Annotated in this window: 13 protein-coding genes; 3 read left to right on the plus strand and 10 right to left on the minus strand. The window is 56.6% G+C overall.

The window, feature by feature from the left end:
- Positions 1-3: 3 nt before the first annotated feature.
- Both KFJ24_RS15705 and KFJ24_RS15710 read right to left on the minus strand, forming a co-directional pair.
- Positions 4-453: an Hsp20/alpha crystallin family protein gene (locus KFJ24_RS15705; RefSeq protein WP_250832033.1), complete on the minus strand. Its 450-nt coding sequence runs from the start codon at positions 451-453 to the stop codon at positions 4-6.
- Positions 454-630: 177 nt separating this feature from the next.
- A complete protein-coding gene (locus KFJ24_RS15710; protein WP_250832034.1) occupies positions 631-1,173 on the minus strand; it encodes a gamma carbonic anhydrase family protein in 543 nt (180 codons plus the stop codon).
- Positions 1,174-1,381: 208 nt separating this feature from the next.
- On the opposite strand from KFJ24_RS15710, the gene prlC reads away from it, so the two are divergent.
- The gene (gene prlC, locus KFJ24_RS15715) at positions 1,382-3,427 is read left to right on the plus strand and encodes an oligopeptidase A (protein WP_250832035.1); all 2,046 of its coding nucleotides are present in this window, start codon (positions 1,382-1,384) and stop codon (positions 3,425-3,427) included.
- Between the two features lie 57 nt (positions 3,428-3,484).
- A complete protein-coding gene (locus tag KFJ24_RS15720) occupies positions 3,485-3,736 on the plus strand; it encodes a YheV family putative zinc ribbon protein (RefSeq protein WP_250832036.1) in 252 nt (83 codons plus the stop codon).
- Positions 3,737-4,145: 409 nt separating this feature from the next.
- Here KFJ24_RS15720 and KFJ24_RS15725 read toward each other — a convergent pair whose 3' ends face one another.
- Together KFJ24_RS15725 and KFJ24_RS15730 are read right to left on the minus strand one after the other, a co-directional pair.
- Positions 4,146-5,468 carry a Na+/H+ antiporter family protein gene (locus KFJ24_RS15725; RefSeq protein WP_250832037.1) on the minus strand — a complete coding sequence of 441 codons (1,323 nt, stop codon included), beginning with the start codon at positions 5,466-5,468 and terminating at the stop codon, positions 4,146-4,148.
- 115 nt (positions 5,469-5,583) lie between these two features.
- Entirely contained in the window at positions 5,584-5,814 is a 231-nt protein-coding gene (locus KFJ24_RS15730) for a DUF1653 domain-containing protein (protein ID WP_250832038.1), read from the minus strand.
- Positions 5,815-5,970: 156 nt separating this feature from the next.
- Here KFJ24_RS15730 and KFJ24_RS15735 point away from each other — a divergent pair, with 156 nt between their 5' ends.
- Positions 5,971-7,770: a sensor domain-containing diguanylate cyclase gene (locus KFJ24_RS15735; RefSeq protein ID WP_250832039.1), complete on the plus strand. Its 1,800-nt coding sequence runs from the start codon at positions 5,971-5,973 to the stop codon at positions 7,768-7,770.
- A gap of 6 nt (positions 7,771-7,776) precedes the next feature.
- On the opposite strand, the gene KFJ24_RS15740 is transcribed toward KFJ24_RS15735, so the two are convergent.
- From KFJ24_RS15740 to KFJ24_RS15765, 6 genes are all read right to left on the minus strand, one after another.
- Positions 7,777-8,163, minus strand: coding sequence for a DoxX family protein (locus tag KFJ24_RS15740; RefSeq protein WP_250832040.1), 387 nt, complete (start codon positions 8,161-8,163; stop codon positions 7,777-7,779).
- Between the two features lie 64 nt (positions 8,164-8,227).
- On the minus strand, positions 8,228-8,677 hold the full coding sequence (locus KFJ24_RS15745) for a group I truncated hemoglobin (protein ID WP_250832041.1): 450 nt from the start codon (positions 8,675-8,677) through the stop codon (positions 8,228-8,230).
- A 1-nt stretch (position 8,678) separates the two neighbouring features.
- Positions 8,679-9,551 (minus strand): DUF3034 family protein, encoded by an 873-nt coding sequence (locus tag KFJ24_RS15750; protein WP_250832042.1) that lies wholly within the window; start codon positions 9,549-9,551, stop codon positions 8,679-8,681.
- Positions 9,548-11,893 (minus strand): putative bifunctional diguanylate cyclase/phosphodiesterase, encoded by a 2,346-nt coding sequence (locus tag KFJ24_RS15755; RefSeq protein ID WP_250832043.1) that lies wholly within the window; start codon positions 11,891-11,893, stop codon positions 9,548-9,550. Before KFJ24_RS15755 ends, KFJ24_RS15750 begins: the two co-directional genes overlap by 4 nt.
- Complete coding sequence (locus KFJ24_RS15760) at positions 11,893-12,540, minus strand: methylamine utilization protein (protein WP_250832044.1); 648 nt, start codon at positions 12,538-12,540, stop codon at positions 11,893-11,895. Before KFJ24_RS15760 ends, KFJ24_RS15755 begins: the two co-directional genes overlap by 1 nt.
- Before the next feature lie 15 nt (positions 12,541-12,555).
- Positions 12,556-13,206: a hypothetical protein gene (locus KFJ24_RS15765; protein WP_250832045.1), complete on the minus strand. Its 651-nt coding sequence runs from the start codon at positions 13,204-13,206 to the stop codon at positions 12,556-12,558.
- Positions 13,207-13,388 lie beyond the last annotated feature (182 nt).

Below are 13,388 nucleotides of genomic sequence, written 5' to 3' on the forward strand. Positions count from 1 at the left end.
GGTTTATTGCACGTCCACTTCGATCGCCTTGGGCTCCTTCGGTTCGGCCTTTTGCAAGGTCAATGTCAGCAGGCCATCTTTGAAGTTGGCTTTGACGCTGTTCTCGTCAACATTATCAGGCAACGTGAAGCGACGCAGGAAGCTGCCATAGTAGCGCTCAATGCGATGGTGCTTCTTGTCTTTGGTTTCGTCTTCGTGCTTCCGTTCGCCTTCAATGGAAAGTACACCGTCGTGCACGGTTACCTTGACGTCTTTCTTTTCCATACCGGGCAATTCCGCCTCGATGGAAAACGCTTCCGGGGTTTCCTTGATGTCGACAGCCGGGGCCCAGTCGCTGCGGCTAAACACATCTTTGCCTTCACCACTGGTGCGTGACAGGCCAAACATCCGGTTGTACCGGCTCATCAGATCTTCAAACTCATTGACCGGATTCCAGCGGGTAATATTGCTCATAAAGATCTCCTCCTTTTCGACGAAAACGAATCTGAATAATGATCATCAGCTTCGCTCGCGGAACAGCTCCATGCCGGTTGGCGCCAGCCGGATGGTTATCCGTGAACTCTTGCTAATACTGAATGTAAGATCACGGATTTGGTTTTCAAGCAGCCGTTGAGCAATTTTTGATCTGGGTCAGTCTCCTTGTTCGGCAAGGTATTCGTTCTTCAATTTGACGTAATTGGCTGCTGTGTATTCGAAAAAAGTGCGTTCCTTATCGGTCAACGGCCGGGCCTGTTTGGCGGGAGAGCCAACATAGAGATAACCGGATTCCAGTGTTTTGCCGGGTGGCACCAGGCAGCCTGCAGCGACAATGACTTCGTCCTCGACCACCGCGCCATCCATGATGATGCAGCCCATGCCCACTAACACCCGGCTGCCTATGGTGCAGCCGTGTAGCAAGGCCTTGTGGCCAACGGTGACATCATCGCCGATCGTCAGCGGATAACCGCCGGGATTAAAGTCACTGGCATGAGTGATATGAAGCACCGAGCCATCCTGGACGCTGCAGCGGTCGCCAATGCGAATCTGGTGCATGTCACCGCGCACCACGGTCATTGGCCAGATGGAGCAGTCTTCGCCGGCCTGGACATCACCGATCACCACGGCGCTGGGATCAACCCAGGCTCTTTCACCAAATTGTGGCACTTTACCCTTGTGAGAGCGTACATTCGTCATTACATATAACCTTCTGGGTGTCTTCTTGCTCTGGAGTTTGGAGTATCCGGGGGAGGCCTTTCCGAAACACGCTCAAGCACGTCTATGTGGCCCTTGAGCTTCGCCATCCATGGCTCCGCACAGTTTCGGAAAGGCCTCCCCCGGATACTCCCCGTGCATTGGAGTCACCTGAAACTACCTGACATTGGAATTGCTGAGAAGGGCATCTATGAATAACCCGTTACTGACCGACGACCTGTTGCCGAAGTTTGACCATGTTCGCACTGAGCACATGGAAACGGCTATTGACCAGATTCTCAGCGAAAACCGCGTGAAGATTGCGTCGCTGGCACAAAATGAAGATCCGACCTGGGACACCCTCGCCCAGCCCATGCAGGCCCTGGAAGACAAATTGAGCAATGCCTGGTCGGTGATTTCGCACCTGAATGGCGTCATGAACAATGATGACCTGCGTAAGGTTTACAAAAGCTGCCTGGAAAAGCTGACCGAGTACGGCACGGAAATCCGTCAGAACACAGCCCTTTGCGAGGCCTACAAGAAACTGGCGGCACGGGACGATTTCCAGGACTTGACCGAGGCCCAGCGCAAGTCTGTGGAAAACACCCTGAGGGATTTCCACCTGGGCGGCGTCGATCTGCCCGAAGACAAGAAAAAGCGCTACGCAAACTTGTCCCAGGAACTGTCAGAACTGTCTAACCGCTTCAGCGACAACGTGCTGGATGCCACCCAGCATTGGTTCAAGCACATTACCGATGTCAGCGAGCTGGCGGGAGTGCCGGAAACTGCCATTGAAGGCGCAAAACAGGCGGCCCGCCAGAAAGAGCTGGATGGCTATGTGATTACCCTCGACTTTCCCAGTTTCTACCCGGTCCTGACCTACGGCGACAACCGTGAACTGCGTCGGGAGGTCTATGAAGCCTTTGTCACCCGCGCCTCCGATCAGGGTCCGGATGCGGGTACCTGGGACAATACGCCCTTGATGGCGGAAATCCTCAAGCGCCGCCATGCTATTGCTCAGCTGCTGGGCTTTAATAATTACGCCGAGCGGTCGTTGGCCACCAAGATGGCGCGCAGCACCGAGGAGGTGCTGGAGTTCCTGAATCAGCTGGCGGCCAAGTCCAGACCCATGGCTGAGAAGGAGTTCGCCGACCTCAAGGCGTTTGCCAAAGATGAATATGGCGTGGACGACCTGCAAGCCTGGGACGTGGGCTACTACAGCGAAAAGCTGAGTCAGCAGCGGTATGATATCTCGCCGGAAACCCTGCGCCCCTGGTTCCCGGTCGATCAGGTGGTGCCGGGCCTGTTCCAGGTGGCTGAAAAGCTGTTCGACGTTCAGATCGAAGCCAGACCGGAGGTGGAAACATGGCATGAGGATGCAACCGCCTATTGCATCAGTCGTAATGGTGAACCCCTGGCCTGGTTCTACTTCGATCTGTTTGCCCGTCAAGGCAAGCGTGGTGGCGCCTGGATGGCGGATTGCCGGGTGCGCTGGCGTAATCTGCGCGGCCAGCTGCAGTTGCCGGTCGCCTTCCTGACCTGTAACTTCACGCCGCCGGTGAACGGCAAACCATCGTTGCTGACCCACGATGAAGTCACTACCCTGTTCCACGAATTTGGTCACGGCCTGCACCACATGCTGACCCAGGTGGATGTGCTGGATGTATCCGGTATCAATGGCGTGGCCTGGGACGCAGTGGAGCTGCCCAGCCAGTTCCTGGAAAACTGGTGCTGGAATCCGGATTCACTGGCGCTGATTGCCTCGCACCACGAAACCGGCGAACCGCTCCCCGAGGAACTACTGCAGAAGTTACTGGCGGCGAAGAATTTCCAGTCCGGCATGGGCATGGTGCGCCAGCTGGAATTCTCGCTGTTCGATTTCCGCCTGCACGCGGAATTCAGCGAACAGGCGCCCACGAACCCACTGGATATGCACCGCAAGGTCCGGGAAGAGATTGCGGTGATAGAAGCGCCGGAGTTCAACCGCTTCCCGAACTCCTTCTCGCACATCTTTTCCGGTGGCTATGCCGCGGGCTATTACAGCTACAAGTGGGCGGAAGTGCTGGCGGCGGATGCCTTCTCGCTGTTTGAGGAAAAAGGCATCTTCGACCCCGAGACCGGCAAGGCCTTCCTGCAGAACATCCTTGAAAAAGGTGGCTCGCAGGAGCCGATGGAACTGTTCAAGGCCTTCCGTGGCCGCGAACCGGAAGTGGATGCCCTGTTGAAGCAATCCGGCATCACGGACGAAGCCGCCTGAGCCAATGTGTTCCGGCAGTCGTAGTGACTGCCGGGTACTTAATTCCGGAGTTTAGTTATGGCGAGTCCAAAACGCTTTATCGCCGGCGCTGTCTGCCCCCGCTGTGCGGAGATGGACAAGATCATGATGCATACCACCGACGATGACGACCAGGTGCGTGAGTGTGTGGCCTGTGGTTTCACTGATGCGGTGTCTGATGCCGAGCAGCCGTCCAATCCTGAGTTGGAGACGCGGGTGAACACACGCAAGAACGAGGATGATCATACGGTTAAGCAGGTGGTGTTCTTCAAGGCTGGGCAGGAGGACTGAGGTTTTTTTCGCCTAGCCTGCTAGTTTGCGGGCAGAGAGGTCGCGGGGGTGCTTTTCTTCTGGGAAAAACAACTCGCTTCGCTCAGACATCTTTTTCCCGGCAGAAAAACACCCCCACACCCTCTCGACTTAACCTTACGGTAAAATCCTTGCATGCATTGCGTGTCTATTGGCCGTAGCCCGGAGGTTAGGCTGTTTCGCGGGTGTTTTCTGCAGACAAGTCCTGTTCAGTGTTTTTAATTTTCAAGCGATATCTGTATTGATCTGACGTGAGGGGGTTGGGGGATTTTTTACCGCCAGAAATGGGTGTCTGAGCGCAGCGAGTTCCATTTCCAAGGGAAAAAATCCCCCTGCCCCCTCGCAGCCTCCTCAACCGGCAGGCTGCGACCCAGAGGTAAAACTCCGAAACTTAAAGCACCATAGCCGCCAACCAGCCAAAGCCCAGCAACGGCAGGTTGTAGTGCAGGAACGTCGGTACAACGGTATCCCAGATGTGGTTGTGCTGGCCGTCGACGTTCAGGCCGGCAGTGGGGCCGAGAGTAGAATCGGAAGCCGGGGAACCGGCGTCACCGAGAGCGCCAGCGGTGCCGACCAGGGCAATAATGGCCAGCGGGCTGAAGCCCATCTGCAGGGCCAGCGGAACATACAACGCCGCGATAATCGGGATGGTGGAGAAGGATGAACCGATCCCCATGGTGATCAGCAGGCCGACGACCAGCATCAGCAGGGCGGCCAGGGGCTTGTTCTCACCGATGCTGGCAACGGAGCTCTGGACCAGTGCGGCAATCTCGCCGGTTTCCCGCATTACTTCGGCAAAACCGGAGGCTGCGATCATGATGAAACCGATCATCGCCAGCATCTTCATGCCTTCGGTGAACAGGTCATCCGCCTCTTTCCATTTCACAACGCCGGACAGGTTGAAGAGTACAAAACCGGCCAGAGCGCCCAGAATCATTGAGCCAAGCCAGAGCTGAACCACAAACGCCGTGACGATAGCGATGAGGGCCATGATCAGGGTACGGGGGCTGTATTTTACGTCGACCCGTTCAGTGCGGACGATGGCTTCCATGTCGTATTTGCGCTCGCCGCGATAGCTGAAAAACACGGCAATGAGCAGGCCGCACAGCATGCCCAATGCCGGGAGGGCCATGGCGGACATGACGTTCAGGTTGGATGCATCGATGCCATTTTCTGCCACGTTGGCCAGGAGGATCTCGTTCAGGTAAATACCACCGAAGCCCACCGGCAGGAACATGTATGGGGTGATCAGGCCAAAGGTCAGAACGCAGGCGACCAGGCGACGGTCCATGTTCAGCTTTGCCATCACGTACAGCAACGGCGGCACGACCAGTGGGATAAACGCTATGTGGATTGGCAGGATGTTCTGGGAGGAAATGGCGATGGCCAGGAGCAGACCGATGATCAGAAAGCGGATGCCGGTTACGGCAGAGCCGTCGTCCTGCTTGCCGACCAGATTCAGTGCCCTGTCGGCCAGCGCGTGGGCCAGGCCAGATTTGCCGATGGCGACGGCAAAAGCACCCAGCGTGGCATAGGACAAGGCAACGGTCGCGCCGCCGCCCAGGCCATTATTGAAGGCTTCAATGGTGGCTTCCAGGGACATGCCTGCTATCAGGCCGCCGGATACGGCACCGATAATCAGGGCAACAACAACGTGAATGCGGCACAAACTCAGGACGAGCATGATGGCAACCGCAGCAACAACGGCATTCATGGCAGACTCCGGGTAGGAATAACTGGTTTATCCGGCCCCTTGTGAGGGCCAGGTTCACGAAAAGCGCGCTAATGTGCAGGAAATAGTCCTGACAGTCAAAGCGGGATTGTGACTATCAGTTGTCGCCAATGCGGTAGAAGCGGGGTACCTGTTCACCCGCCAGTTCCACGGTTTCGCGGAACATGGACAGCGGGCGAACCCAGAGGCTGTGATCGCCATAGAGGCAACGGTAAACCACCATCCACTCCTCGGTTTCGCTGTGGCGAGCCAGGTTAATCACCTCGTAGTCCCTGCCCTTATAGTGGCGGTAACGGCCGGGGTGAACGTCATGTTTCTTTTCGGTCATGTGATGCCTCTCCGGAGGTATGCCGATTTACTCGTTGTGCCATGGGACGTGACGGCGCCAAAGGTCTAAACTTAGGGGGCTGGGATGCACAAGAACTCTGTCCAGGGCATTCGAAGTGTAGTTCAAGTCACTGGGCCCCGAAAACCGGAACCTTTTATGAAACGAACCGCTCACCTTGCGGTCCTGTCCCTGATTTTACTGGTGGCGGCACTGGTTAGTGGCCGGGCTCTGGCCGATCAAGCGGAATTTCGCTGGTTGGAGGATTCGACGGACCGCATGGGCATTGACGATGTCCGGGGGCTGGCCCCCGATGACTGGACAGCCTTTGATGCTGATCAGGACCTCAACCTCGGATTTAGCGATGGTGCCTTCTGGCTCAATGTCACCGTACCTCCCCAACCCGCAAACCGTGTCCTGGAAATTGGTTATCCCCTGCTGGATGTGGTGGATATCTTCTGGACAAAAGACGGAGAGGTCGTCCAACAGTATGAAACCGGTGATACCCGGCCATTCGGCAGTCGCCCGATTTATCATCGCAATTTTGTCTTTCTGGTTCCCTCCAATACCGACACGGTTTCTGCCTTTATCAGGGTGAAGACCCAGGGTGCGGTTCAGATTCCGTTAAAGGTCATTCCCTCCGCCGATTTTCTGGCGGGAGAACAACTGTCCTACGGCTGGCAGACGATGTTCCTGGGCATCATAGTGGCACTGGCACTTTTCAATCTGTTTCTGTTTTTTACCGTCCGCGAACTCACCTACTTGTGGTACGTGCTGACAGTTGTTGCGGCGGGGCTTGTGCAGCTGAACTTCCACGGGCTGTTGTTCCAATGGTTGTGGCCCGACCTGCCGGTTATCAACCGCTACTTCACGGCACCGATCATTGGCCTGGCGCTGATGGCCGCTACCATGTTCAGCATTCAGTTTCTGGCCGTCCGGCGTTATAGCCCGGGTGGTTACCGGCTCTTTCAGGTGCTGCTGTTCTGTTCCGGCCTGAGTGTCCTGTACGGCTTCGTCGGCACATATCAGACCGGGATTGTCGTCGTCACCATTCTGGCCGCCGTTGCGACTCCGGTTGCCTGGCTGGTGGGCATCTATGTCTGGTGTCGTGGACAGAAACTGGCGGGCTTCTATGTTCTGGCCTGGACGCCCTTGTTGTTGGGGCACCTGATTCTGGCGGTCAGTAAACTCGGGTATATGCCTCGCAACTTCCTTACGGAAACAGGTCCGCAGATTGGTGTTGCCATCGAGGTCATCCTCCTCTCTTTTGCCCTGGCATATCGCATTAATCTTGAGCGCCGTCGCAGATTAAAAGCCCAGGAGCAGGCCCTTGAAATTCAGCGCCGGGCCAATCTGACGCTTGAAGAGCGGGTTCGCGAGCGGACAGAGGAGCTGCAGCGGGCCAATAAGCGCCTCAAGTCGATCAGTCTCACTGATGGCCTGACTCAGGTGGCCAATCGACGCCAGTTTGATGACAAGTTGCACACTGAATGGAAGCGGGCTGTACGACATGGATACTCCCTGAGTCTCGTGCTCCTGGATATCGATCACTTCAAGTCGGTAAATGACAGGTTCGGGCACCTCGTGGGCGATGATTGCCTGATTACGGTGGCGGCGATCTGTGCCAATGAAATCAAGCGTTCCGGGGATCTGCTGGCGCGTTATGGGGGTGAGGAATTCGTCGTTCTGTTGCCGGCTACAACGGAAGAGGGTGCGGCCCGGGTCGCAGAGCGGCTGCGAAATACAGTTGAGACTTCATCGATGTATCCCGGGGCGCAGGAAACGCCGGTCAGTCTGAGCATCAGTGCCGGTGTGGCGACCATGAAGCCCGAGCCCGATGGCAGGCCCGAAGAGCTCGTCCGTCGGGCGGACGAGGCGCTCTACGGAGCCAAGGCTGCAGGTCGAAACCGGGTTATGCCCTACCAGGAGGCCCAGACAATTTCCGAAAGGAACTCCTGATGCCTTCTAGTTTTTCAGCTTGTAACGGCCCGGGCCCAGAAAAATCACTGCCAATGCCGTAAACAGGAAAAAGCCTTGCAGTTCCAATGCCCAGCCGCCGTTGCCTCCCAGCGAAAGCAACTGATGACTGTGGACCAGAACGATGGCCACCAGCATGTTGAAGACAATCAACAGAGCGCCAATCCGGGTCTGGTAGCCAAGAACGACCATCAGTGGCGCAACCAGTTCGCCGATAAAAACACCGATGGCCAGAAAGGTTGGCAGACCATGGCTGGCCAGCTCGCCTTCAATGAATCCGACGCCATGAAGCAGCTTGGCGATACCGTGAAACAGTAGCAGTCCGCCCAGTGTCAGACGGATTATCAGTTTTCCCAGATCGGCATTCTCGAGCAAGTTGATGGTCTCCCGGAGTCAGTGGTAAAAAAGCCGCGACAGCATACCCCGTTATGACTCGACCTCAAAGGTTGCGAATGTCCGGGTACAACGGGACAACCCGTTTAAGAAGTCGATTCTGGGCGCCAGTGGGGATGTCGTTTTTCTCCATGGCCAGAATCAGGTTTTCCGCCAGCGCATTAAACTGGGTGTCCGTGATCGCCATGTCGGCATGAAGTTCGCGCATTTCGCGGCCACTGTAGGTGCACGGACCACCGCTTAACTCACACAACTGATCGGTCAAGTTACGATGAAACTGGGCAACGTTCACGCCCCTGAACTGCTGATTGATGCGATCATCGTCGACGATCAGAAAGAGCAGGTCCTCGACAAACCCGGCGATACCTGCACGTTCACCCAGTTGCTGATAAAGGGTTGGTCCGGATTCGGCGCGCATTGACTGGCAACCTGCGAGGGCCAGGCTACTGATCAGAAGAAGAGCCAGAACGGCGGGTTTCATGATGGGATTTGTCATCTCAGAAACTCCCCTGCAGTGACAGATACAACCCCTGTTGATCCCCCAGCGTGGCGACGTCTCCCAGGTTCACCAATGCCGCTGTGACCGCAAGACGGCGATCCGGTACCCAGCTCACGAACAGGTCCCACCAGTCATCTTCTTTCGCAAATCCCAGGTTGTCCGGTTTCTGCCGGTATTCGGTACCTACCAGCCATTGCCGGTTCACGAACAGGCCGATACTGCCCTCTGCCATGATTTCATAGCCGTTATTCCGATCCCCGCCAAAACCCAGCAGGCCGCCTTGATTGGCTCTGGTCGCCCGGGCAGTGGCGTTCACCAATACATTGCGCCCGAAAGCCGCGGCAAAGAACAGTTTGCTGCCGCTCAGGTAAAAATCGGTCCCGCTGTCGCTGCGGGCGCCAATGGCCCTGGGCACGATGAAATCCCGTTGCCGTTTATACTGAAGTCCGGCAGCCCACTGCCCCCAGGGGCTGTAAAGAACGTCACCGGTGAGCCGGACCTTGGCGCCCAGGATATCCTGATTGAGCTCGTCCTGTTCCAGTCCGAACCCGTCGCTCAGAGTGAACACCAGGGCGTCCAGATCCAGGGATTGCCGGGCGACAGTCAGTTCCACACGATTGTTCCAGTTTAATCCGGCACCGGTGACTGACAGACTGTAGTCGTCCACTTCTACCCGGCTCAGTGCCAGAGTCCCGCCCCACTCTTCATCACTGGCGTAGCTGCCCAGCAAGGCCCAGGGCACCAGACCACCACCGGCGCTGCCTTCGATGGTGGTGACACCTCCGGTGGCCCAGATCCGGCTGCCAATGTCGGCGATGGCACAAGAGGAAGTCAGGGCCAGCAGAGCGGTGGTAAGAGCCCGGTGCTTCACTGTGAATACTCCGCAGTGTTCTCGGTCAGCTCGTGACGACGCGCCGCCAGAGAATTTGCGGTTTCGGGGAGATCGGCAGGTGCCACGGGTCGGCTCAGGTAGAACCCCTGGCCAAGATCACAGCCCCATTGTTGCAGCAGTTCCCAGGCTTTCAGATTCTCGATCCCTTCGGCCACGACTTTCAGTCCCAGGCCGTGGGCCATGTCGATGGTTGATTTGACGATTAGCTGGTCCTGGGGTTCGGACTCCAGTTTCAGAACGAAGGACTTGTCGATTTTGAGTTCATGCACCGGCAATTTGCGCAGCTGGGATAACGAGGAATAGCCGGTACCAAAATCATCCACCGAGAGGGTGACACCAAGCTTCCTCAACTTTGCCAGCGTGTTCAGCGCCTCTTTCGGATCGTCCATCAAGGCACTTTCAGTCACTTCCAGGGTGATGCGGTCAAGGCCGTGGTGCCAATTGGAAAAGGCGGCGGTGATGTGATCGGTCAGGGCCGGCCAGGCCAGGTCCATGGCGGAGAGGTTGATCGCCACGCCAACATCAAGGCCCAGGGTTGACCACTGTCGTGCATCTTCTGCGACTCGCTTGAGAATATGGGCGGTAAGTTCGTGTATCTGTCCGGACTGCTCGGCGAGGAAAATGAACTCCTCGGGAGAAATAAAGCCAAGCTCCGGATGGATCCAGCGAACCAGGGCTTCCACCTGAACCAGTTGGCCCGATCCGGTGTGCAGTTTGGGCTGGTAATTCATGTGCAGGCGGTTACCTGCAATGGCTGTATGCAGATCAGAAATCAGCTGTAACTCCCGCAGGTGGCTTTCGTCCTGCCCGGGCTCATAAAGCGTTATTGGTTTGGAATGCTGTTGTGCCTTTTCGAAGGTCAGGTTAAGCCGGCGGCGCAATTCATTGGTATTTGCGGCGTCTTCAGGCAGCGCCATGGTGACCATGGTTATCCGCAGCGAAAACGGCGTATTGTTGATGTGCAGCGGCGATTCAATGATGCCATGAAGCTGCCGGGTCAAATGGTCCAGCGCATGTGTGCTGTGAGCTGGAACCAGGGCCAGGAACTCGGCACCGCCAGTGCGGGCAATGATCCGTGCATCGGGGAGTTCTTTCTGTAAGCGTTGCGATATACCGGTCAGCACCTTGTCTCCGAACTCCAGGCCCAGCGTATCGTTAATATTGGACAGATCGTTCAAACGCAGGCCGACCAGGGTACAGCGGTCTTTCCCGGCAAAAAGTTTCCGTGCCGATTGCATCAGGGCGTTGCCGTTGCCCAGCCCCGTGACGTCATCGTGAGTAGCCGCGTAGCGTATCTGCGCCTCCCTCTCTCGAAGACGAACCAGCATGTCTCCCAGGGCATCTCTGAGTTGCCTGAGCTCACCGCCGGTGCTGATTGCCGGTGGCGGCGGTGTTTCGCCTTCTCCGACGGCTCTGGCGTAATCGGCCAGTTGCAGAACGGGTCGGCCGAGATTGCGTGCAATGATCAATGCGAGCAAGGTGGCAAGGACCAGAATTGCACTAACCAGCAGGGCAATTTCACCCGCGCGCCTGTAATAGTTACGCAGGCTGGCCTCACGGCTGATCAGCAGGGTCGCCTGGATGTCAGGGCTGTCCTGCCCACCTAGATTGATGATCCGGGTAAAATAATGGGCGTTTTCAAGAAAGTCCCTGTCTCCGGACGACTCGGCCAGCGCCTGTTCCAGGTTAATGTCCAGCCCCTCGGAGGCCGCAAATAGCTGGTAGCTGTCGCCAGAGCCGGGGCGCGCCCGGAATGTTACGTCGGTCCCGGAGAGTCGGGCTATGATATTTGCCAGTTCCTGGTCCAGGGCGAATCCGGATGCCAGCCAGGCCCTCAACCCCGGGCCTTCCACTGGAATCAACAAGACCTCATAGCCTTGTCCGTCCATGTAGGAGAGTGTTCGGTCGAAGCCCATGGACCTTGCGTTTTTGAATGAAGATTCGGAAATTTCGGGGAGCTTTCGGGTGAGAGTGGATGCCAGCAGGTCGCCGGAGTTGTTTACCAGCAGCGCGAAGTCTGCCCCTGCCCGGCGGCTGTGGTTTTCCAGGGCACTGTCGATGGTGGCGGGATCGCCGCTAGCGACTGCCGACCTGAAACCGAAATCTTTCACGACCACGTCCAGCCGGGAAAGGATCAGATTGGTACGGCGTTCCATGACTTCCCGGGTAAGACGTTCACCAATAGTGATTTTTTCCAGCGCCCGGCTTTTTTCGTCCTCGAACAGGTACACCATCAAAAGGGCACCAATGACCAGGCTGACCAGTGCGACCAGCGCGACCATGGCAGCAATAAGGCGGCCCCGGAACCCCAGGCGTGCCATCAAAGTTCCCGGAAACGCTGTTGCAGGAGATCCATAGCGTCTTCCATGGCCGGTTCGGGCACCAGTTCAATATTGATAGTGCCTGTATTGCCCGCATCCAGTTTCCGCTTGACCGGTCGGGTGTTGTCGGACAGGCGCGGGTGCCAGATATTGAGGCCCAGACGGCTTTCAGCTGGTGGCTTCTGCTCAAGCGTCAGAGTAATCCGGCCAGCTGCATCCGTTCGTCCGATCACGCTGGTTTCGGTAACCACGATGAAAGCCTGCATGTTGTCGTGGATGTTGCATCCGAGCTCCACGATACCCGGCTTGTCGAATACAACCGGGGCTTCGGGTTTACCGGCATAGAGTTCGATATTGAAGGTCTTGGCCGGAGAGAAGGAATAGACGTGGTGCTGCGTGTTGTCCCGATTGGGGAATTCCACACGGGATCCGATCGGAATAACCAGTGCATGGGGATGAAACTTGCGATCTTTCTGGTAGATTTCGGCGGTCACTGGAGTGGTGTTATCCGGTTCGTCCAGATAAACCACCGCACCTTCTACCGGCTCGTTGCCGCCATTGAAGGTCACTGTAACGGTAAGTTCCGATGACATCGCCGGGGCCGAAGTGAGCAGGGACGCCAGAAATAGAGCTATCGGTTTTCTCATCAAACCTCAGAACCTTCAGGCCAAGCCGGAACCCAGAGAAAACCGAATGTGGTTCCTTACGAGCAGGTTTTCCCAATATTGCCGCATCCAGTTCCACGCCACGTTATTAACCTGTTCAACAAACGGGTCCAGATTCAACTCGTAAAAATCCGGCGTGCCGGCAATCTGCAGCACAGTCACTGTAATGGAATCATCCAGTTCGTTGGCAAAAGGTTCGCCGATCAACTGGTGAACCAGCAGGTTAGCACGGGTGGCCTCGAGGTCTACCAGTTCACTGGCCCTTGTTGAGCGATTATTTTCGTACATCTCTTCCATCAGTCGATGGCATAGATAGGCCCTGATCAGCAATCCGTCGAGCCCGTCGTATCTTACGAGCAGTGCCGAGGGTTGGGTAAAATAGCGAATAGCGGCGCCCAGAAAAGGCTCAAACAGGTCTGCTTTGTCTGCCTCCCGGGCACACGCCTCGACACACTCAATCAGGCGCGGTGCCATCTCGATGTACTCAACTGCAAACTGGAACAGACAGGTAGCCGGCTGATAACCCTCAATAGTCACCGCGGAAGGCAGAGCCGCCGCTTTCTCCCGGAGCTGCCGGAGAAAGGTGCCGGAACGGGCTTCTTTTCGCCGCGCCTGATCAATAATCTCGAGGACTACCTGTGGTGTCATTTCAGGAGATGCCGATGTCTGAACGAATTGAGGTCGCAAGGCGCCTCCCATTATTCGCAGCGAGTAACCTGGCAGGAGCTCGTATACCGCTACAGTCCTGCTGTTTCTGATTAGTGTAGTCGACATTTTACGGCTTGCCGGTCCGCCAGCGTTAAATTCAGGAGGCGGAATGTTACAGATTG

It is taken from the genome of Marinobacter sediminum, assembly GCF_023657445.1.
GTDB lineage: Bacteria > Pseudomonadota > Gammaproteobacteria > Pseudomonadales > Oleiphilaceae > Marinobacter > Marinobacter sediminum_A.

Excerpts from the sequence above, each read along its gene's own strand:
- KFJ24_RS15765 (WP_250832045.1), bottom strand. The coding sequence starts at position 13,206 with ATGACACCACAGGTAGTCCTCGAGATTATTGATCAGGCGCGGCGAAAA.
- KFJ24_RS15705 (WP_250832033.1), bottom strand. The coding sequence starts at position 453 with ATGAGCAATATTACCCGCTGGAATCCGGTCAATGAGTTTGAAGATCTG.
- prlC (WP_250832035.1), top strand. The coding sequence starts at position 1,382 with ATGAATAACCCGTTACTGACCGACGACCTGTTGCCGAAGTTTGACCAT.
- KFJ24_RS15720 (WP_250832036.1), top strand. The coding sequence starts at position 3,485 with ATGGCGAGTCCAAAACGCTTTATCGCCGGCGCTGTCTGCCCCCGCTGT.
- KFJ24_RS15760 (WP_250832044.1), bottom strand. The coding sequence starts at position 12,540 with ATGAGAAAACCGATAGCTCTATTTCTGGCGTCCCTGCTCACTTCGGCC.
- KFJ24_RS15755 (WP_250832043.1), bottom strand. The coding sequence starts at position 11,893 with ATGGCACGCCTGGGGTTCCGGGGCCGCCTTATTGCTGCCATGGTCGCG.
- KFJ24_RS15730 (WP_250832038.1), bottom strand. The coding sequence starts at position 5,814 with ATGACCGAAAAGAAACATGACGTTCACCCCGGCCGTTACCGCCACTAT.
- KFJ24_RS15745 (WP_250832041.1), bottom strand. The coding sequence starts at position 8,677 with ATGACAAATCCCATCATGAAACCCGCCGTTCTGGCTCTTCTTCTGATC.
- KFJ24_RS15710 (WP_250832034.1), bottom strand. The coding sequence starts at position 1,173 with ATGACGAATGTACGCTCTCACAAGGGTAAAGTGCCACAATTTGGTGAA.
- KFJ24_RS15735 (WP_250832039.1), top strand. The coding sequence starts at position 5,971 with ATGAAACGAACCGCTCACCTTGCGGTCCTGTCCCTGATTTTACTGGTG.
- KFJ24_RS15725 (WP_250832037.1), bottom strand. The coding sequence starts at position 5,468 with ATGAATGCCGTTGTTGCTGCGGTTGCCATCATGCTCGTCCTGAGTTTG.